General features: G+C 65.5%; 18 protein-coding genes and 1 pseudogene. 11 read left to right on the forward strand and 8 right to left on the reverse strand.

Annotated elements, in window-relative coordinates:
• The 6 genes from purE to GJ698_RS19070 all read left to right on the forward strand — a co-directional run bounded on the left by purE (position 1) and on the right by GJ698_RS19070 (position 6686).
• Complete coding sequence (gene purE / locus GJ698_RS19045; protein WP_154359432.1) at positions 1-498, forward strand: 5-(carboxyamino)imidazole ribonucleotide mutase; 498 nt, start codon at positions 1-3, stop codon at positions 496-498.
• Positions 499-1695 carry a 5-(carboxyamino)imidazole ribonucleotide synthase gene (locus tag GJ698_RS19050; protein WP_154359433.1) on the forward strand — a complete coding sequence of 399 codons (1197 nt, stop codon included), beginning with the start codon at positions 499-501 and terminating at the stop codon, positions 1693-1695.
• On the forward strand, positions 1692-2768 hold the full coding sequence (locus GJ698_RS19055) for an L-threonylcarbamoyladenylate synthase (protein ID WP_371865380.1): 1077 nt from the start codon (positions 1692-1694) through the stop codon (positions 2766-2768). The genes GJ698_RS19050 and GJ698_RS19055 overlap by 4 nt, the downstream gene beginning before the upstream one ends.
• 78 nt (positions 2769-2846) lie before the next feature.
• Positions 2847-4382, forward strand: a complete 1536-nt coding sequence (locus tag GJ698_RS19060) for an alpha/beta hydrolase family protein (RefSeq protein ID WP_154359434.1) — start codon at positions 2847-2849, stop codon at positions 4380-4382.
• A gap of 174 nt (positions 4383-4556) precedes the next feature.
• The gene (locus GJ698_RS19065; protein ID WP_154359435.1) at positions 4557-5930 is read left to right on the forward strand and encodes an SGNH/GDSL hydrolase family protein; all 1374 of its coding nucleotides are present in this window, start codon (positions 4557-4559) and stop codon (positions 5928-5930) included.
• Positions 5931-6005: 75 nt separating this feature from the next.
• Positions 6006-6686 carry an OmpW/AlkL family protein gene (locus tag GJ698_RS19070; RefSeq protein WP_154359436.1) on the forward strand — a complete coding sequence of 227 codons (681 nt, stop codon included), beginning with the start codon at positions 6006-6008 and terminating at the stop codon, positions 6684-6686.
• A 40-nt stretch (positions 6687-6726) separates the two neighbouring features.
• Here the strand turns inward: GJ698_RS19070 and GJ698_RS19075 are convergent, their stop codons facing one another.
• Positions 6727-7911: an acyl-CoA dehydrogenase gene (locus tag GJ698_RS19075; protein WP_154359437.1), complete on the reverse strand. Its 1185-nt coding sequence runs from the start codon at positions 7909-7911 to the stop codon at positions 6727-6729.
• 92 nt (positions 7912-8003) lie between these two features.
• Positions 8004-8507 carry a flavin reductase family protein gene (locus tag GJ698_RS19080; protein WP_154359438.1) on the reverse strand — a complete coding sequence of 168 codons (504 nt, stop codon included), beginning with the start codon at positions 8505-8507 and terminating at the stop codon, positions 8004-8006.
• A 97-nt stretch (positions 8508-8604) separates the two neighbouring features.
• On the opposite strand from GJ698_RS19080, the gene msrA reads away from it, so the two are divergent.
• Positions 8605-9138 (forward strand): peptide-methionine (S)-S-oxide reductase MsrA, encoded by a 534-nt coding sequence (gene msrA / locus GJ698_RS19085; RefSeq protein ID WP_154359439.1) that lies wholly within the window; start codon positions 8605-8607, stop codon positions 9136-9138.
• Here the strand turns inward: msrA and GJ698_RS19090 are convergent.
• Together GJ698_RS19090 and pdxH are read right to left on the reverse strand one after the other, a co-directional pair.
• Positions 9107-10435 carry a class I SAM-dependent methyltransferase gene (locus GJ698_RS19090; RefSeq protein WP_154359440.1) on the reverse strand — a complete coding sequence of 443 codons (1329 nt, stop codon included), beginning with the start codon at positions 10433-10435 and terminating at the stop codon, positions 9107-9109. The genes msrA and GJ698_RS19090 overlap by 32 nt on opposite strands.
• A gap of 73 nt (positions 10436-10508) precedes the next feature.
• Positions 10509-11744, reverse strand: coding sequence for a pyridoxamine 5'-phosphate oxidase (gene pdxH, locus GJ698_RS19095; RefSeq protein ID WP_154359441.1), 1236 nt, complete (start codon positions 11742-11744; stop codon positions 10509-10511).
• A gap of 143 nt (positions 11745-11887) precedes the next feature.
• Between pdxH and GJ698_RS19100 the strand changes: the two genes are divergently transcribed.
• From GJ698_RS19100 to cysK, 4 genes are all read left to right on the forward strand, one after another.
• Positions 11888-13921, forward strand: coding sequence for a M13 family metallopeptidase (locus GJ698_RS19100; RefSeq protein ID WP_371865381.1), 2034 nt, complete (start codon positions 11888-11890; stop codon positions 13919-13921).
• Between the two features lie 56 nt (positions 13922-13977).
• The gene (locus GJ698_RS19105) at positions 13978-14817 is read left to right on the forward strand and encodes a tRNA threonylcarbamoyladenosine dehydratase (protein WP_154359443.1); all 840 of its coding nucleotides are present in this window, start codon (positions 13978-13980) and stop codon (positions 14815-14817) included.
• A 47-nt stretch (positions 14818-14864) separates the two neighbouring features.
• A complete protein-coding gene (locus GJ698_RS19110) occupies positions 14865-15374 on the forward strand; it encodes an FKBP-type peptidyl-prolyl cis-trans isomerase (RefSeq protein WP_229260069.1) in 510 nt (169 codons plus the stop codon).
• Between the two features lie 62 nt (positions 15375-15436).
• Complete coding sequence (gene cysK, locus GJ698_RS19115) at positions 15437-16369, forward strand: cysteine synthase A (protein WP_154359444.1); 933 nt, start codon at positions 15437-15439, stop codon at positions 16367-16369.
• Here cysK and GJ698_RS19120 read toward each other — a convergent pair.
• The 4 genes and pseudogenes from GJ698_RS19120 to GJ698_RS30525 form a co-directional block, all read right to left on the reverse strand.
• Complete coding sequence (locus tag GJ698_RS19120; RefSeq protein ID WP_154359445.1) at positions 16366-17388, reverse strand: cation diffusion facilitator family transporter; 1023 nt, start codon at positions 17386-17388, stop codon at positions 16366-16368. The genes cysK and GJ698_RS19120 overlap by 4 nt on opposite strands.
• Positions 17385-17711 (reverse strand): ArsR/SmtB family transcription factor, encoded by a 327-nt coding sequence (locus GJ698_RS19125; protein WP_154359462.1) that lies wholly within the window; start codon positions 17709-17711, stop codon positions 17385-17387. Before GJ698_RS19125 ends, GJ698_RS19120 begins: the two co-directional genes overlap by 4 nt.
• Before the next feature lie 108 nt (positions 17712-17819).
• A complete protein-coding gene (locus GJ698_RS19130) occupies positions 17820-18167 on the reverse strand; it encodes a hypothetical protein (RefSeq protein ID WP_154359446.1) in 348 nt (115 codons plus the stop codon).
• Positions 18167-18497: pseudogene (locus GJ698_RS30525) on the reverse strand (hypothetical protein); the annotation flags it as partial. The gene GJ698_RS19130 and the pseudogene GJ698_RS30525, both read right to left, overlap by 1 nt.

An 18497-nucleotide genomic window follows, 5' to 3' on the forward strand; every position in this document is an offset into this window, starting at 1 on the left:
ATGAGCGATAACAAACCCCTGGTTGGCGTCATCATGGGCTCGTCCTCGGACTGGGACGTGATGTCGAACGCGGTCGCCATCCTCAAGCAGTTCGGCGTGCCGTTTGAAGCGCAAGTGATCTCGGCCCACCGCATGCCGGACGAAATGTACGCCTATGCCAAGAGCGCGCGCGCACGCGGCCTGCGCGCCATCATCGCCGGCGCCGGCGGTGCGGCGCACCTGCCGGGCATGGTGGCCGCCATGACCATCGTGCCGGTGCTGGGCGTGCCGGTGCCGTCGAAATACCTGCGCGGCGAAGACTCCATGCTGTCGATCCTGCAAATGCCGAAAGGCGTGCCGGTCTCCACCTTCGCCATCGGCGAAGCGGGCGCCGCCAATGCGGCGCTGACGGCGGTGGCCATGATCGCGGCCACCGACGACGCGCTGGCCGCGAAGCTGGAAGCCTTCCGCGTTTCGCAAACCGAGGTCGCCAAGGCCATGACACTGCCGGTTGAATAAATGAGTGATACGAAGTTCTCGCCCATCCTGCCTGCCGCCCATCCTCCAGCCTGGCTGGGCGTGATGGGCGGCGGCCAGCTGGGCCGCATGTTTGCCCAGGCCGCGCAGGCCATGGGTTACCAGGTTGCCGTACTGGAGCCGGCCGACGCCTGCCCGGCCGGCCAGGTCGCGCAGCGCCTGGTCAACGCCGGCTACAGTGATGCCGCCGGCCTCGATGCACTGGCCGCGCAATGCGCCGCCGTCACCACCGAGTTTGAAAACGTCCCGGCGGACAGCCTGTCGCGCCTGGCGCAATCGGTGTTCGTGGCGCCCAACGCGCATGGCGTGTCGGTGGCGCAGGACCGCATCGCCGAGAAGAGCTTCTTCGTCGGCTGCGCGCCGAAGTCGGGCGTGCTGCCGGCGCCGCACAAGGTGATCGCCGCGCAGGAAGATATCGACGCCATCGGCGACGAGCTGCTGCCGGGCATCCTGAAAACCGTGCGCATGGGCTACGACGGCAAGGGCCAGGTGCGCGTCAAATCGCGCGCCGATGTGCAGGCCGCATTCGAATCGATGGGCAAGGTCACCTGCCTGCTGGAGAAAATGCTGCCGCTGGCCTACGAGGTGTCCGTGCTGACCGCGCGCGGACACGACGGCGAATCGGTGGTCTACCCGATCGCCGAGAACGTGCACCGCGACGGCATCCTGTTCACCACCACCGTGCCTGGTCCGAACGTGTCGGACGAGAGCGCGCTGAAGGCGCAGCAGGCGGCGCAAGCCATCGTGGCCGAGCTCGGCTACGTGGGCGTGCTGTGCATCGAATTCTTCGTGCTGACCGACGGTTCGCTGGTGGTCAACGAAATGGCGCCGCGTCCGCACAACAGCGGCCACTACACCATGGACGCCTGCGTCACCAGCCAGTTCGCGCAGCAGGTGCGTGCCATGGCGCGTCTGCCGCTGGGCGACGTGCGCCAGCATTCGCCGGCGGTCATGCTGAACATCCTGGGCGACGTCTGGTTCACCGACGACAGCGACGCCACGCGCGAGCCGGCGTGGCACGAAATCCTGGCGCTGCCGGGCGCCAATCTGCACCTGTACGGCAAGGACGATCCGCGCCGCGCACGCAAGATGGGCCACCTGACCTTCGTCGCGCCGACCCTGGCGCAAGCGCAGCAGCAGCTGAACGCCGCCTGCGCCATCCTCGGGATCGCGCCGTGAAGCAGCAGCCTTCCGCAAGCGTCGCCGGCCAGGCCGCCATCGCCGAGGCGGCGGCCATCCTGGAGCAGGGCGGGCTGGTGGCGTTTCCGACCGAGACCGTCTACGGCCTCGGCGCCGACGCTGAAAATCCGGCCGCCGTGGCGCGCATCTACGAAGCCAAGGGCCGGCCGCACGACCATCCGGTGATCGTGCACGTCGCGCCCGGCGCCGATCTGGACTACTGGGTCACCGAGGTGCCGGAGCAAGCGCGCCAGCTGGTGCAGGCCTTCTGGCCCGGCCCGCTGACCCTGATCCTGAAACGCCATCCACAGATTCCGGACGCGGTTTCCGCCGGCCAGGATTCGGTCGGCATCCGCTGCCCGTCGCATCCGGTCGCCATCGCCTTGCTGCAAGCGTTCAAAGGCGGCAAGGGCGGCGTGGCGGCGCCGTCGGCCAACAAGTTCGGCAACGTCAGCCCGACCACCGCCCGGCACGTGCGCGACGAGTTCGGCATGGACCAGCACGATGACGGCGATCTCGGCGGCGGCATCGCCTGCTCGGCCGCCGAACTGAGCGTGGTGCTGGAGGGCGGTTCGAGCCAGGTCGGCATCGAATCGACCATCGTCGACATGTCGCGCCTGGCCACGCACGGCCCGGTGCTGCTGCGTCCCGGCCACATCAGTGCGCAGCAGATCGCCGACGTGATCGGCATGCTGCCGGCCGCGCCGGACCAGGCCGCGCCGCGCGCTTCCGGCACGCTGGAATCGCACTACGCGCCGCGCACGCCGGTCACCATGCTGGCGGCCGAGTCGCTGGCCGAGACGCTGTCCCGACTGCGCGCCAGGGGCGTCAAGGTGGCCGTGATCCGCCATGCGGCCACGGTCGAGGCCGATGCGCAACGCGTGCTGCCGGCCGATCCGGCCGGCTACGCCTACGGCCTGTATGCTGCGCTGCGTGATATGGATCAGACCGGCTCCGGCCTGATCCTGGTGGAAACACCGCCGCAGGATGCGGCGTGGCTGGGCGTCAACGACCGCCTGCGCCGCTCGGTGTTCGGCTCGGCCGGCGTCATCGAATCCCTGTTGCAAAAATAAGCCGTGCGCGGCAGCTCCTGCTAAGATTCAATGGTTGCCGGCCGAAGAACTCGCCCGGCCATCTTGCAAGGATGTCATATGCGCGGTGCTCGCCTGGTTCTGATGCCATTGATGTTGATGCTGGCCTCCTGCGGCGGAGGCAGCAGCTCCGGGCCGGGCGGCACGGTGGTGGCCCCGACCACGCCCACGGTGCAGTTGCGCGGCCAGGCCATCGGCGGCGCCACCCTGGTGCCGGTCGCCGTCAGCAGCAGCGCCACCGTCAACACGCTCGATCCGGCCACGCTGAAAACGCTGGTCGACGCCAGCACCACCGTCGGCAGCGCCGTCACCGGCACGCCGACCTGCGCCATCACCACCTACACGCTGAAATACCACACCATCGACTCGGCCGGCGCCGACACCAGCGCCAATACCGCCATCATCGTGCCGTCGGGAAGCAACGCGGTGTGCCAGGGCGGCCGTCCGGTGTTGTTATATGCCCACGGTACCTCGGTGCAGAAAAGTACCGACATGGCCAACCTGTCGGCCACCGAACCGCGCCTGATCGCCGCCATGTTCGCGGCGCAGGGCTACATCGTGGTGGCGCCGAATTACGTCGGCTACGCCGGTTCCACGGCCGGTTACCACCCTTATCTTGACGCACAGCAGCAATCATCCGACATGATCGATGCGTTGCGCGCCGCGCGCAGCATCTTCGGCAGCATCGGCGCCGGCGCCTCCGCCCGGCTGATGGTCACCGGCTACTCGCAGGGCGGCTTTGTGGCGCTGGCCACGCAGCGCGCGATGCAGACCCAGTACGCGTCGGAATTCAAGGTGACGGCGGCGGCGCCCCTGTCCGGCCCGTATGCGCTGACGCTGTTCGGCGACACCATCTTCAACGGCGCGCCGTCCACCGGCGCGGCCGGCTTCATGCCGATGCTGATCACCGCCGGCCAGCGCGCCGGCGCCAGCCTGTACACCAGCACCAGCGACATCTACGAAGCCAGGTACGCCACCGGCATCGACACGCTGCTGCCGGGCACGCAAAGCCTGGGCGAACTGGTGGCGGCCGGCAAGCTGCCGAACGACGTGCTGTTCGCCGCCGACTCGCTGCCGCAGGCGGCCGGCTACGCCAGCTTCTTCGGCGCCGACCACCTGATCAAGACCAGCTACCGCGACGCCTACCTGGCCGACCTCAAGGCCAATCCTTGCAACGGCAGCAACGCCACGCCGCTCAGTTGCGCGCCGGCGCAGTCGCTGCGCAAGTGGCTGCTGAAGAACGACCTGCGCACCTACACGCCGAACGTGCCGCTGTTCCTGTGCGGCGGCGACGAAGATCCGCTGGTCCCGTACGTCAACACCACCAGCACCGCCGCCTACTTCCGCGCACAGGGCGCGACCGGGCTGCAAGTGACGGTGCTGAACGTGGATGATTCGTCGTTGACCGGCCCCTTCCTGACCACGCGGGCCGAGTTCGCCGCCGCCAAGGAATTGTTGCGCCGCACGACGCTGAACCAGACCGGCAGCGCCACCGCCGCCGACCAGGCCGTCAAGGATGCCTATCACGCCGGGCTGGTGGCGCCGTTTTGCCTGCGCGAGGCGCGCGCCTTCCTCGATTCTGCACCATCGCAGTGAATTGTTATTTGACATCGATTAAGATGCACCGAGCAAGCGTTCTTTTTTGCTCACAAACCCCGGTTTTTAGTGGTGTTCCTCTATACAAGAGTTGCCGGGACTGGCATATTAGTTGGGTTGCGAATAGCACGGCCGTTCGTATCAGAAAACCAAAAAATATTTTTAGGAGACAACATGCGTCACACCAAACTTGCACTTGCTGCAATGGCCCTGGCCGTCCTTGCGGGTTGCGGCGGCACCGATCCGGCGCCCGGCGATCAAACCGTTAAAGTCAAATACAGCGCACAGGTATCGTTCGGCGACAGCCTGTCCGACGTCGGCTCTTACAATGTCGGCACCGTTGCCGCGCTGAAGGGCGGCAAATTCACCATCAACGGTGACAATACCGCGATCAACGCCACCCTCACCGGCAAGAACTGGACTGAGCTGATGGCCGCCCAGATCGGCGTGGCCGCGCCGTGCGCCGCCGTCACCGGCCTCGATGGCGACGCCACCAAAGGTTTCTCCGTGCCGGCCACGCCGCACGCCGGCTGCTACGGCTACGCCATGGGCGGTTCGCGCGTGACCAATCCTGTTGGCCCGAGCAATAAACTGACCGGCAGCGCGCTGGGCGCGCTGACCTATCCGGTCGTCACCCAGATCGCCAATCACCTGAAAGCGGTCGGCGGTAAATTCAAGGGCGACGAGCTGGTGCTGGTCATGGCTGGCGGTAACGACGCCTTCTACCAGCTGACCGCGCTGAGCACCGCCGCCACCGCTGCCGGCACCGCCGCCGGCGGCACCGCCTACGTCACCAGCCTGGTGGGCCAGCTGGCTGCCGGCGCCACCGATCCGAAGTCGGCCGCGGTCGCCATCGGCACCGCTGCCCAGACCGCTGCGGCAAGCGGCGCCTCGCAAACGGTCATCACCCAGGCCGCCATCGGCGCCGCCGCCGTTCAGCCAGGTAACTCGGCAGTCGCTTCGCCAGCCGTCTATGGCCCGATGGTGACCAAGGCGACCGCCGACGCCACCGCTGCCGGCCAGAAAGCCGGCGCCGACTACGCCACCGCCCACGGCCCTGACCTGGTTGCCGCCATGGCGCAAGCCGGCACCGAGCTGGTGGCGCTGGTGAAAACCCAGCTGGTCGCCAACGGCGCCAACTATGTGGTGGTCAACAACTTGCCGGATGTCGCCACCACGCCGCTGGGCCGCAGCCAGCCTGCCGCCACCCAGACGCTGATCAACGCCATGGTGAGCGCCTACAACGCTTCGCTGACCAGCGGCCTGTCCAGCGAAACGAAAGTGCTGCTGGTGGACGTGTTTGCCGTCAGCCACGACCAGGCGACCAATCCCGGCCCATACGGCCTGACCAACGTTTCCGAAACCGCGTGCGACCTGACCACCGCCAAGAACCCGCTGGGCAGCTCGCTGGTGTGCAACGGCAGCAACCTGAAATCGGGCGATGTCAGCCACTGGTCCTTCGCGGATGACGTGCATCCAAGCCCGTACAACAACCTGCTGCTGGCGCGTTATGTGTCCAAGGCGCTGGTGACCAAGGGTTGGCTGTAATTCAGTCGTCGCGGGCGGCGGCGCGGCGTGAGGCCGCGCCGCCGCCGGACTTACACACAAATATCTGGAGACGATATGAAGAACACGGTAAAACTGCTGGCGCTGGCCGCCGCAATGACGGTAGCTTCGGCTGCCTCGGCACAACAAAGCACCGGCACCTGGCTGGGCACCCTGGGCGTGAACAAGATCACGCCGAAAGTGGATTCGGGCGACGTGTCGGCGCCGGCGCTGCCGGGCACCAAGACCGACGTCGGTTCGGACACCAAGCCGCGCTTTACCATCGGCTACATGCTGACCGATAACATCTCGGCCGAGCTGGACCTGGGCCTGCCGTACAAGCATGAGCTGTCCGGCGCTGGTTCGATCCAGGGCACGGGCAAGCTGGCGACGGCCGAAGTGCTGCCGCCGACCTTTTTTGTGCAGTACCGCTTCCTGAATGCGAACTCGACCTTCCGTCCGTATGTCGGCGTGGGCTACACCTACGCCATGTTCCAGAAGGAACGCGGTTCGGGCCAGCTGACGGCGGTGCTGAACACCGGCGGCCCTGGCGCCACCTTCAAGCTGGACGACAAGTCGGCCGCCAGCTTCCAGCTCGGCGGCACGTTCAAGATCAACGAGAAATGGTTCCTGGATGCGTCGGTCATCAAGACCAAGCTGAAAACCACGGCGCACTACTCGACCGGCCAGACCCAGGAGGTGCGCCTGGATCCGCTGGCGGTCAACTTCAGTGTCGGCTACGCCTTCAAGGGCTTCTAGAAATGAAAACCGCTGCCTCGGCAGCGGTTTTTTTTGGCGCTTACTGGAAGGCCTGGATGCCGGTCTGCGCCCGGCCAAGAATCAGTGCATGGATGTCGTGCGTGCCTTCATAGGTATTCACGACTTCCAGATTCACCATGTGGCGGATGATGCCGAACTCGTCCGAGATACCATTCCCGCCCAGCATATCGCGCGCCACGCGGGCGATGTCCAGCGACTTGCCGCACGAATTACGCTTCATCATCGAGGTGATCTCCACCGCCGCCGTGCCCTCATCCTTCATGCGCCCCAGGCGCAGACAGCCTTGCAGGCCCATGGTGATTTCGGTCTGCATGTCGGCCAGCTTTTTCTGGATCAGCTGGTTGGCGGCCAGCGGACGGCCAAACTGGGTGCGGTCCATCACGTACTGGCGCGCCGTGTGCCAGCACGCTTCCGCCGCGCCCAGCGCGCCCCAGGCGATGCCGTAGCGGGCCGAGTTCAGGCAGGTGAACGGGCCCTTCAGGCCGCGCACGTCCGGGAAGGCGTTCTCTTCCGGCACAAACACATTGTCCATGACGATTTCGCCGGTGATCGACGCGCGCAGGCCGAACTTGCCGTGGATCGCCGGCGCGCTCAGGCCGGCCATGCCTTTTTCCAGCACGAAGCCGCGGATCGACCCTTCATCGTCCTTGGCCCACACCACGAACACATCGGCCACCGGCGAATTGGTGATCCACATCTTGGCGCCGCTCAGCGCGTAGCCGCCCGGCACCTTCTTGGCGCGGGTGATCATCGAGCCGGGATCGGAGCCGTGGTTCGGCTCGGTCAGGCCGAAGCAGCCGATCCACTCGCCGGTGGCCAGCCTGGGCAGGTATTTCTGCTTCTGCGCCTCGGTGCCGAACTCGAAGATCGGCACCATCACCAGCGACGACTGCACGCTCATCATCGAGCGGTAGCCGGAGTCGATGCGCTCGACTTCGCGCGCGATCAGGCCGTAGGCCACGTAGTTCAGGCCGGGACCGCCGTACTGTTCGGGAATGGTCGGACCGAGCAGCCCCATCTCGCCCATTTCGCGGAAGATCGAGGTGTCCATGGTTTCATGACGGAAGGCGTCGAGGATGCGCGGCTGCAGCTTGTCCTGGCAGTAGGACGCGGCGGCGTCGCGCACCATGCGCTCGTCGTCGCTGAGCTGCTGGTCCAGCAGCAGGGGGTCATCCCAGTGGAAGTGGGCGCGGGCTTGGCTCATAATTAGTCTCTCGTTATGGTGATGAATGCTGCCAGCATTCTATGCCGCTGCCCCGGTGCACGCTTTTCTAATGGCGACACCAATTTCCGTTTTTAGCCCAGGCCGGCGAACTGGCCGCTGTGGAAGATCAGCGGCGGGGACGGGGAAAACTCGCAGAATTCCACTTCGCCGACAAAAATCACATGGTCGCCTTCCGGATAGCGGCTACGGTTATGGCATTCGAACCAGGCCGACACGCCCTGGATGATGGGCTGGCCGGTGCGCGACAGTTCGTACTCCACGCCTTCCCACGGATCGACGCCGCGGGTGGCGAAGCGCTTGGCCAGGTGGGCCTGCTCGGCGTTCAGCACATTGATGACGTAGTGCGAGTTGCCGGTGAAGATGGGCATGCTGTTGGCGCCGTTCGACAGGCTCCACAGCACCAGCGGCGGGTCGAGCGACACCGAATTGAAGGAACTGGCCGTCAGGCCGCGAAACGTGCCGTCCGCCAGCCGCGTGGTGATGATGGTGACGCCGGTGGCAAACTGGCCCAGCGCCTGGCGAAAATGGGCGGTGTCGAACGTGCGCTCTGCGGCGCGTGGGGATTTGAGGTTCATGGTGAGCCATTATGCCAAAGATTTGTACCGTCATAGCGGATTACCCCGGTTTGCGTTACAGTGGGCAGATGGGCAAGTCTTCTATGCGGGAGGAGTCATGGCGGGCAATTTGGACACGGCGATACTGGGCGGCGGCTGTTTCTGGTGCACCGAGGCGGTTTACCTGGAGCTCAAGGGCGTCGAGTCGGTCGAGTCCGGTTACATGGGCGGCGCCAGCGCCGACCCCACCTACGAACAGGTGTGCACCGGCGGCACCGGCCACGCGGAAGTGGTCAGGCTGCGCTTCGATCCGGCCGTGATCAGCTACCGCGACCTGCTGGAAATTTTCTTCACCATCCACGATCCGACCACGCTCAACCGCCAGGGCAACGACGTCGGCACCCAGTACCGTTCGGTCATCTACCACCAGTCGCCGCAGCAGGAAGCCACGGCGCGCCAGGTGATCGGCGAAATGGCGCATGTGTGGGATGCACCCATCGTCACCGAGCTGTCGCCGGCCCAGCCGTTCTACAAGGCCGAGGACTACCACCAGGACTACTTCCGCCAGCACCCCATGCAGGGCTACTGCGCCTTCGTGGTGGCGCCCAAGGTCGACAAGTTCAGGAAGATGTACGCGCAGCGGCTGCGGTAAGCGCCGGTGCGCCGCCATCCTCGCCCAGCACGGCGAACGCCGGCAAGCCTTCGTTGTCCAGCGCATACGACGCCTGCGCCGGCGCCGCCTCGGCGTCCGGATACATATGCTTGCGCGACCACGGCAGCGCCGCCGAGCGCTGGCCCGCCTTGCGGCCGACGATCTGGTACAGGCTGATCCAGTCCTGCTCGAAGGCGTAGCTGCAGCCGGCCAGGTAGACATGCCAGATGCGGTAGCGCTTGTCGCCGGCCAGCTCGCGCACCCGTTCGCCTTGCGCCTCGAAATTGTCGGTCCAGATGGCGCAGGTGCGGGCGTAGTGGCGGCGCAGGTTTTCGACGTCGGTCACTTCCAGCGAACCCTGCTGCATGGCCTTCAGCACATTGCCGATGTGCGCCAGCTCGCCGTGCGGGAACACGTATTTTTCGATGAACTCGCCGCCGCCGTACGGCGTCTCGCCGTTGTCGGGATCGGTCGAGGTGATGCCGTGGTTCATCACGATGCCGTCCGGCGCCAGCAGCTGGTGGATGGCGTTGAAGTATTCCGGCAGGTGGCGCGTGCCGACGTGCTCGAACATGCCGACGCTGGTGATGCGGTCGAACTGGCCGCGCACGTCGCGGTAGTCCTGCAGGCGGATCTCGATCAGGTGCTCCAGTCCGGCGGCGCGCACCCGTTCCTTGGCCAGCGCGAACTGGTTTTCCGACAGCGTGACGCCGACGCAGCGCGCCTGGAACTGCTGCGCCGCGCGGATCACCAGCGCGCCCCAGCCGCAGCCGATGTCGAGCAGCGTCTGGTTCGGCCGCAGCTCGATCTTGCGCAGGATGTGGTCGATCTTCTTGAGTTGCGCCGTGGCCAGGTCCTCGTCGCCGTTCTCGAAGTAGGCACAGGAATACACCATATTGGGATCGAGGAATTCCTGGTAGAACTCGTTGGAGACGTCGTAGTGGTAGCGGATCGCCTCGGCGTCCTTCTGCTTGTTGTGGCTGATGTTGCGCACCAGCCGCGCGAACTTGCCCTCGGCCTTCAGCGAGCTGCGCGCCAGGGCGTTGACCACCGCGATCATGTCCTTGGCCTTGCCCTTGACTTCGATCGCCCCTTCGACGTAGGCGGTGCCCAGGTTGGACAGCGAGGGCGTCAGCAGGTAGCGCGCGGCCGCCATGTTCGGCAGCCGTATCGTCACGCGCGGCGCCTCGTTGGACAGGTCGACCTGCTGGCCGTTCCACAACTCGATGCGCAGCGGCAGCGTGAGCTGCTCGCGGATGCCCGAGATCCAGTTGCTCAGTTGATTCTGTACGAACAAGATAACCTCCCACGTCAGGATTAAAAGACCATCGCCAGCGATGGTCTGGAGATCCGGACGGAGACGTTCCTGCTTACGGTTGCAGGCGTTCCTTCACCCAGCTGCCATCAGCTTGCTTCACATATACGATCCGGTCATGGAACCGCGAGCGGCGTCCCTGCCAGAACTCGATGCGGACCGGATCGAGGCGGTAACCGCCCCAATGCGCAGGCCGCAACGGATGCTCGCCGCTGACTGCGGCGGCGGCATCGTAATTGGCTTCCATCTGTTCCCGGTCGGCGATGGGCGCGCTCTGCTGCGAGGCGATCGCAGCGATCTGGCTCTTCACCGGCCGGCTGTAAAAATACTTGTCGCTTTCCTCGGCGGCGGTCTGCACCACCTTACCTTCGATGCGCACCTGGCGTTCCAGTTCACTCCAGAAGAACAGCAGCGCGGCGTGCGGATTGCCGCGCAGCTGCTGGCCTTTCTGGCTTGCGTAATTGGTGTACCAGGTAAATCCGCGCTGATCGTATTGCTTGATGAGGACGATGCGCGAACTGGGTTTGCCGTCCGCATCCACCGTGGCCACGCTCATCGCGTTCGGTTCATTGACCTTCGCATGCATGGCCTCCTCAAACCACTTGCCGAACTGGTCGATCGGATCGTCCAGTACGTCCTGCTCCGTCAGGCTGGCGCGGCCGTAGTCGAGCCGCAGGTCCGCCAGCACCACGCCGTCGGCCACCGTGTTGCTGACCGCGGCCGTCTGCTGCTCCGGCACCTGGCTGTGGGGCAGGTCGGGGGTGATCCCGCGCCGTACCTGCATCGCACTGCCCAGCTGCGCCATCTGTTCGGCGCTGAACAGCCGCCTGGCCATGGTCGCGATATGGGTTTCCTCCACCACCATGTGGGCCGCGTAGCTGTCGCAGAAGTGGGCGACATCGCTGGCCGACAACGTGGCGCTGGTGCCGTTGGCGATCTGCTCAAGTTGCGTTTTGATTATAGTCCAGTCTCTATCCATTTGCTCGTGACCGGCCAAAATGCCGGGCGCCAGTTCCGCCAGAAGGCTGGCGTCGGCGTCGCGCGCGGTGGCGCGCAGCATCGGCAGCAGGTTTTGCTCCTCGTCTTCGTGGTGCAGATGGGCGGCGTTGTTGAAGTATTTCAGCACCGCCTGCGCGGCTTTCTGTGCGTCAACATCGGCGCCGTGGCGGGGCAGGTGGCCGATCAGGTTCTGCAGCGTTTGCAGCTGCTTGCGGATGCGGTCGTGGCAGTGCTTCAGCACGGCGATCGGCTGGCTGAAATCGGGGGCGGTGTCGAACAGTGCGTTGCTCATGGCGTGGACTCTGGCTGGTAACAGTCCTATTCTAGAATACTTCGCCAAACAGCGGATTTAACGATGTTGCGATGCGGCACTGTCATGGCCTTGATGGCGGTTATAATCTTCCGGCACATCCAACTACAACTAAAGGAATGTTCGTGAACCGTACGCTTATCAGCGCCGCTTGCTGCGCCATGCTCTTCTTTTCCTCGCCCTCGCTGTACGCCCAGGAAGCGCCAGTGTCCGGCATCGATGTGAAAACCCTGGACCCGGCGGTGCGCCCGCAGGACGATTTCTACGGTTACGTCAACGGCATCTGGACCCGCAACACCGAAATCCCGGCCGACAAGTCGACCTGGGGCACCTACATCGAACTGCGCGAAACCGCGCAAGGCCAGCTGCGCGCGTTGATTGACGCCACGCTGAAAAATCCGGGCAAGGCCGGCAGCGAAACCCACAAGATCGCCGACCTCTACACCAGCTACATGGACGAGAAGGCGCGAAACGCCGCCGGCTTCAAGCCGCTGCACGCCGACCTGGCGCGCGTGGCCGCCGCCAAGGACAAGCAAGACCTGCCGGCGCTGTTCGCCTACCTGCAGCGCAACGGCATCCAGACGCCGTTCTCGGCCGGCGTGTCGCCTGACGCCCAGGATCCGGAACAGTACACGCTGAACATCGGCCAGTCCGGCCTGGGCCTGCCGGACCGCGACTACTACCTGAAGGACGACGACGCCAAGCTGAAGGCCGTGCGCGCCAAATACCTGACCCACATCGAAACCATGCTGCGCATGAGCGGCGACAAGAACGCCGCCGCCCACGCGGCCCAGGTGCTCGACCTCGAAACCCGCCTGGCGCAGGCGCAATGGACCCGCGTGCAGATGCGCGACCCGGTCAAGTCGTACAACCGCGTCGCCTTCGACAAGTTCAGCGAACTGGCGCCGGGCTTCGACTGGAAGGCCTATTTCACCGCCGCCGGCCTGGCGCCGAAAGCGTCGTCGGCCGTGGTGCGCCAGCCGAGCTTCCTCGGCGGCTTCTCCAGCGCCGTGGCCGAGGTGCCGCTGGAAGCATGGAAGAGCTACCTGAACTGGCGCATCATCGAAAGCTATGCGTCCTACCTGGACAGCGCCAGCGTCAAGGAGCGCTTCGCCTTTGAAGGCACGACGCTGCGCGGCGTGCCGCAAAGCGAACCGCAGTGGCAGCTGGCGCTGCGCTTCACCGACGGCGCCGTCAGCGACGCGGTCGGCAAGCTGTACGTCAAGATGTACCTGCCGCCGGAAACCAAGCCGCGCGTGATGGCCATGTTCAACAACTTCGTCGCCTCGTTCAAGGACGGCATCGACAAGCTCGACTGGATGGGGCCGGAAACCAAGAAGGAAGCCCAGGCCAAGCTGGCCGCGCTGAAACCGAACATCGCCTACCCGGAAAAATGGCGCGACTACAGCGCGCTGAAAACCCAGCCGCATGACCTGGTGGCCAACGTGCGCGCCTCGCGCATCTGGAGCCGCCAGCGCAATATCGACAAGCTGGGCAAGCCGGTCGACCGCGAGGAATGGTCGATGACGCCGCAAACCGTCAACGCCAGCTACAACCCGCTGCTGAACGCCATCACGATTCCGGCCGCCATCCTGCAGCCGCCGTTCTTCAACGTGAAGGCCGAAGACGCGGTCAACTACGGCCTGCTGGGCATCACCTTCGGCCACGAGATCAGCCACGCCTTCGACGACTCCGGCAGCCAGTACGACGCCAAGGGCCGCCTGCGCAACTGGTGGACCGCCGACGACCGCGCCGCCTTCAAGGCGCGCGCCGCCGGCCTGGTCAAGCAGTACGGCGCCTACAGCCCGGTGCCGGGCTACTACATCAACGGTGAGCTGACGCTGGGCGAAAACATCGGCGACAACTCCGGTCTGTCGCTGACCTACCGCGCCTACCAGCGCTCGCTGAACGGCAAGCCGTCGCCGGTGCTGGACGGCCTGACCGGCGCCCAGCGCCTGTACATCGGCTTCGCGCAGAAATGGCGCGCCAAGCTGCGCCCGGAAGCGGCCATCGCCCAGATCAAGAGCGATCCGCATTCGCCTGGCGAGTTCCGCGCCAAGGGCACGGTGATGAACCAGCCCGAGTTCTACGAAGCCTTCGACATCAAGCCGGGCGATCCGATGTACCTGCCGCCGGAGCAGCGCGTCATCATGTGGTAAACCGCGAAACGGGGGCGGTGGGCGAAGGTTTTGCCGCAGTCCGTTAAAATGGCGGCATGAACAGCCTTTCTCCCCCAGATTTCGACGATGTCGATTTTGAACGCCGCTTCGGCGGCATTGCGCGCCTGTATGGCGCCCACGCGCTGGCGCGTTTCCGCACGGCGCATGTCTGCGTGGTCGGCGTCGGCGGCGTCGGCTCGTGGATCGTCGAGGCGCTGGCGCGCAGCGCCATCGGCCAGCTGACCTTGATCGACCTCGACAACGTGGCCGAGTCGAATATCAACCGCCAGATCCAGGCCCTCAGCAGCACCGTCGGCATGGCCAAGATCACCGCGCTGGCCGAGCGCATCGCCCAGATCAATCCCTTCTGCCAGGTCCACCAGGTGGAGGACTTTGTCGAGCCGGAGAATCTGCAGCAGATGCTTGGCGGCGGCAAGTTCGACTACCTGATCGACGCCACCGATTCGGTCAAGGCCAAGGCCGCCATGCTGGCCTGGGCGCGCCAGCACGACCTGCCGGTGATCACCATCGGCAGCGCCGGCGGCAAGACCGACGCCGCGCAGATCTCGGTGCGCGACCTGGCCCGTACCGAGCAGGAGCCGCTGCTGAAGAAAGTGCGCAAGATCATGCGCGCGCAGTACGGCTTCCCGCGCGGCGAGAAAACCAAGTTCCACATCGACGCCGTGTTCTCGATGGAGCCGCTGAAGTTCCCGGAAACCGGCGAGGTGTGCACGGTGGACGGCGACGACCGCAGCGGCGGCGTTACCGGTCTCAACTGCGCAGGCTTCGGCTCGGCGATGGTGGTCACCGCCACCTTCGGCATGGTCGCCGCCGGCCACGCGCTGCGCCGGCTGGCCGATGACGCCTTGCCAACAACCGCCCCGGACGCCGTCTAGTTTGCTATCATGTCGAGCTGTCTATCGACCTCATTGAAAGAATCGACATGAAGCGTAGTTCCGTATTTGTAGCAATGTTGTTGGCTGCCGCTTTCGCCCAGGCGCAAACCCCCGCCCAAACGCCGGCGCCGCAACCTGAAGCGACGCCTGCTGCGCCGGCGCCGGATGCGCCGGTAGTGGTCGGCTCGGCCACGCCGGGTCCGGCGGCCGAACAGCTGATCGTCACCGACACCAAGGTCGGCACCGGCAAGGAAGCCACCACCGGCGCCACCGTCTTCATGCACTACTCGGGCTGGCTGTACCGTCCGCTGGCCAAGAATATGCACGGCAAGCTGTTCGATTCGTCGATCCCGCGCGGCGAGCCGCTCGACTTCGTGCTGGGTTCGGGCCGCGTCATCAAGGGCTGGGACCAGGGCATCATCGGCATGAAAGTGGGCGGCAAGCGCACCCTGATCATTCCGGCCGAACTGGCCTACGGCTCGCGGCCGACGCCGGGCAGCGGCATCCCGCCGAATTCGGCGCTGATCTTCGACGTCGAACTGGTCAACGTGAAGTAAATGGCAACCGCCGCGCGAAGAGGGTAGACTGGCGGTTCTCCCCCTCTTTGCCGGAGGTTCCCATGCAAGTCGCCAACGACGTTACCGAACTGATCGGCCGTACCCCGCTGGTACGCATCAACCGGATGGCCAAGGGCAGCACCGCCCAGCTGCTGGTCAAGCTTGAATACTGCAATCCGGCCCATAGCGTGAAAGACCGCATCGGCCTGTCCATGATCGAAGCGGCTGAAGCGGCCGGGCAGATCCGTCCCGACACCATCATCCTCGAACCGACCAGCGGCAACACCGGCATCGCGCTGGCCATGGTGTGCGCGGCGCGCGGCTACCGCTGCACGCTGGTGATGCCGGACACCATGAGCCGCGAACGGCGCATGCTGCTGCGCGCCTACGGCGCCGAGCTGATCCTCACGCCCGGCAGCGAAGGCATGCTGGGTGCCATCCAGCGCGCCGATGCGCTGGCCGCGTCCGATCCGCGCCACCTGATGCCGCAGCAATTCAACAATCCCGCCAATCCCGAGGTGCACCGCCGTACCACCGCCGAGGAAATCTGGAACGATACCGACGGCCGGGTGGACATCCTGGTGGCCGGCATCGGCACCGGCGGCACCATCACCGGCGTGGGCGAGGTGATCAAGGCGCGCAAGCCCGGGTTCCGCTGCGTGGCGGTGGAGCCGGAGGCGTCGCCCATCCTGTCCAAGGGCGTCAAGGGGCCGCACCCGCTGCAGGGCATCGGCGCCGGCTTCGTGCCGGCCGTGCTCAATACCCGCGTCTACGACGAGGTGATCTGCGTGAAGAACGAGGATGCGTTCGCGACCGCGCGCCAGGCCGCCAGCCAGGAAGGGCTGCTGGTGGGCATTTCCTCCGGCGCCGCGCTGTGGGCGGCGCTGCAGGTGGCGCGGCGGCCGGAAAATGCCGACAAGATCATCGTCACGATCATTCCGTCGTTTGGCGAGCGCTACCTGAGTACCGCCCTGTACGCCAATCTGGCGGACTAGTGCGCGTGGGCGTGCGCCGGCGCTGAAGTGGGTGCTGGCGCTTGCAGGCAGCACTCCAATTCGCTCTCGCCGAGGCGCACCTGCAGCGTGCTGTGCTGGATCGAGAAGTCCTCGCGCAGCTGCTTGCTGATGGCGTCGATGGCGCCGTCGCCCGGATAGCCGGCCGGCGTCACCAGCTGCACGGTGAGCGCGTTCTCGGTGGTGCTCATGGCCCAGATGTGCAGGTCGCAGATCTTGGCCACGCCCGGCTGGGCGCGCAGGAACTGCTCGATGCCGGCGCGGTCCACATTGTCCGGCACGGCCGCCAGCATCATGCGCAGCGACTGCGTCAGCAGCGACCAGGTGCTGATGACGATGAACACCACGATCACCACGCTGACCAGCGGGTCCAGCCAGTTCCAGCCGGTGTAGCCGACGATCACGCCGGCCACCAGCACGCCCAGCGAGATGGCGGCGTCGGCGGCCATGTGCAGGTAGGCGCCGCGGATATTGATGTCGTCCTTGCTGCCGGACATGAACAGCCAGGCCGAGAAACCGTTGATCAGGATGCCGATGCCGGCCACCACCGACACCGTCAGGCCGGCCACCGGATCGGGATGGACCAGCTGCTGCACGGCTTCCCAGGCGATGCCGCCGCAGGCCGCCATCAGCAGCATGGCGTTGAACAGCGCGGCCAGCATCGAGGTGCTGCGCAGGCCGTAGGTATAGCGGCGGTTCGGCAGGCGCTTGGCGAGGATGGCGGCGCCCCAGGCCAGCATCAGGCCCAGCACGTCGGACAGGTTGTGGCCGGCGTCGGCCATCAGCGCGGTCGAGTTGGCCAGGAAGCCGTAGAAGAACTCCACCGCCACGAACACCGTGTTGAGCACGATCGCGATGGCGAAGGCGCGGCCCATGGTGTTCGGATCGCCGTGATGGTGGTGATGGCCGTGACCATGGCTGTGGTCGTGTCCATGATGGTCGTGCGCGTGGTGCGCATGGCCATGGTGATCATGATGGTCGTGGTCGTGGTGCTTGCTCATGCTTCGGTTCCGGTGGAAGGTTCGGCGATATGTTCCAGCATATCGTTGAGAACGCCGCTGATATGGGCGTCGGCGGCGGAATAGAACACCTGCTTGCCCTGGCGCTCGGACTTGACGATGCGGGCGGCGCGCAGCAAGCGCAAATGGTGGCTCACGAGCGAGCTGCTCAGATCCAGTGTAGACGCGATTTCGCTGACGGCAATCGGCGCCGGCATGCAGGACAGCACAATCCGCAAGCGCGTCGGGTCGCCCAGCAGGTGGAACAGATCGGCCAGTTGCGCGATCTGCGGATCGCAATTGGAATAGTCGTGTTGGCAGCTCATCATTGCTAACGTGTGAATAGGTGTTCACATGTTAGCACAAAACCGGGGTCAGTTCTGCCAATCGCACACGGGCTCATGTACCAATGGCAGAACTGACCCCGGATTGGCTTATTCCCACTGGCCTTTTTCGCTGACCAGCGACTTGTTGTTGAGGGTGACTTCGAGGCGGCCGTCTTCGCTGACGAAGTAGTGGGTGTTGCCGCTCTTGAATTCGTAGCCCTGGAAGCGGCAGGGCGTGACGCCGTCGGCGCACAGGCTGTGCACGGTCTTGCCGCGCAGCCGGACGCTCTTGCCGGTCTTCTTGCTGGTGCCGATGTAGTTGACGTTGTCGCAGGTCACGCTGCCTTCGGCGCAGTTGCTGATGATCTGGATCACGAACGAGGGCGTGTCGAGCTTTTGCGCGAAGGCCGGCAAGGCGGCCAGCGCCAGGGACAGGAGTAGGAGGAGGCGTTTCATTATTTCTGGAGTTCCACGGGAAGTTGGGCGCGCAGTTTCGGATCGAGCTTTTGCAGGGCTTGTTCCATGCTGGCGGCGTTTTGCAGGGCCTGCGCCTGTGCCGCCGTCAGCGCCGGCGCCGGTTTGCGGAAGGCGGCCTGGCCGCCCAGCACGATCAGCGCGCTGAGCAGGGCGATACCGGCGGCCGCGCCCAGCAGCCGCAGTTCGCGCGGCGTGACGGCCGGCGACTGGGTGGCGATCGGCCGCACCGGGCCGGCCGCCGGCGTCGGCACGTAGCCGGGCGGATGGTCGGGCACGCTTTCGTTGGAGGCGTCATGCGCGGCCTTGTGG

This window comes from Duganella aquatilis, assembly GCF_009674565.1.
Lineage (GTDB): Bacteria > Pseudomonadota > Gammaproteobacteria > Burkholderiales > Burkholderiaceae_D > Rugamonas > Rugamonas aquatilis.

Excerpts from the sequence above, each read along its gene's own strand:
- purE (WP_154359432.1), top strand. The coding sequence starts at position 1 with ATGAGCGATAACAAACCCCTGGTTGGCGTCATCATGGGCTCGTCCTCG.
- GJ698_RS19050 (WP_154359433.1), top strand. The coding sequence starts at position 499 with ATGAGTGATACGAAGTTCTCGCCCATCCTGCCTGCCGCCCATCCTCCA.
- GJ698_RS19060 (WP_154359434.1), top strand. The coding sequence starts at position 2,847 with ATGCGCGGTGCTCGCCTGGTTCTGATGCCATTGATGTTGATGCTGGCC.
- GJ698_RS19065 (WP_154359435.1), top strand. The coding sequence starts at position 4,557 with ATGCGTCACACCAAACTTGCACTTGCTGCAATGGCCCTGGCCGTCCTT.
- GJ698_RS19070 (WP_154359436.1), top strand. The coding sequence starts at position 6,006 with ATGAAGAACACGGTAAAACTGCTGGCGCTGGCCGCCGCAATGACGGTA.
- GJ698_RS19075 (WP_154359437.1), bottom strand. The coding sequence starts at position 7,911 with ATGAGCCAAGCCCGCGCCCACTTCCACTGGGATGACCCCCTGCTGCTG.
- GJ698_RS19080 (WP_154359438.1), bottom strand. The coding sequence starts at position 8,507 with ATGAACCTCAAATCCCCACGCGCCGCAGAGCGCACGTTCGACACCGCC.
- msrA (WP_154359439.1), top strand. The coding sequence starts at position 8,605 with ATGGCGGGCAATTTGGACACGGCGATACTGGGCGGCGGCTGTTTCTGG.
- pdxH (WP_154359441.1), bottom strand. The coding sequence starts at position 11,744 with ATGAGCAACGCACTGTTCGACACCGCCCCCGATTTCAGCCAGCCGATC.
- GJ698_RS19105 (WP_154359443.1), top strand. The coding sequence starts at position 13,978 with ATGAACAGCCTTTCTCCCCCAGATTTCGACGATGTCGATTTTGAACGC.
- GJ698_RS19110 (WP_229260069.1), top strand. The coding sequence starts at position 14,865 with ATGAAGCGTAGTTCCGTATTTGTAGCAATGTTGTTGGCTGCCGCTTTC.
- cysK (WP_154359444.1), top strand. The coding sequence starts at position 15,437 with ATGCAAGTCGCCAACGACGTTACCGAACTGATCGGCCGTACCCCGCTG.
- GJ698_RS19120 (WP_154359445.1), bottom strand. The coding sequence starts at position 17,388 with ATGAGCAAGCACCACGACCACGACCATCATGATCACCATGGCCATGCG.
- GJ698_RS19125 (WP_154359462.1), bottom strand. The coding sequence starts at position 17,711 with ATGAGCTGCCAACACGACTATTCCAATTGCGATCCGCAGATCGCGCAA.
- GJ698_RS19130 (WP_154359446.1), bottom strand. The coding sequence starts at position 18,167 with ATGAAACGCCTCCTCCTACTCCTGTCCCTGGCGCTGGCCGCCTTGCCG.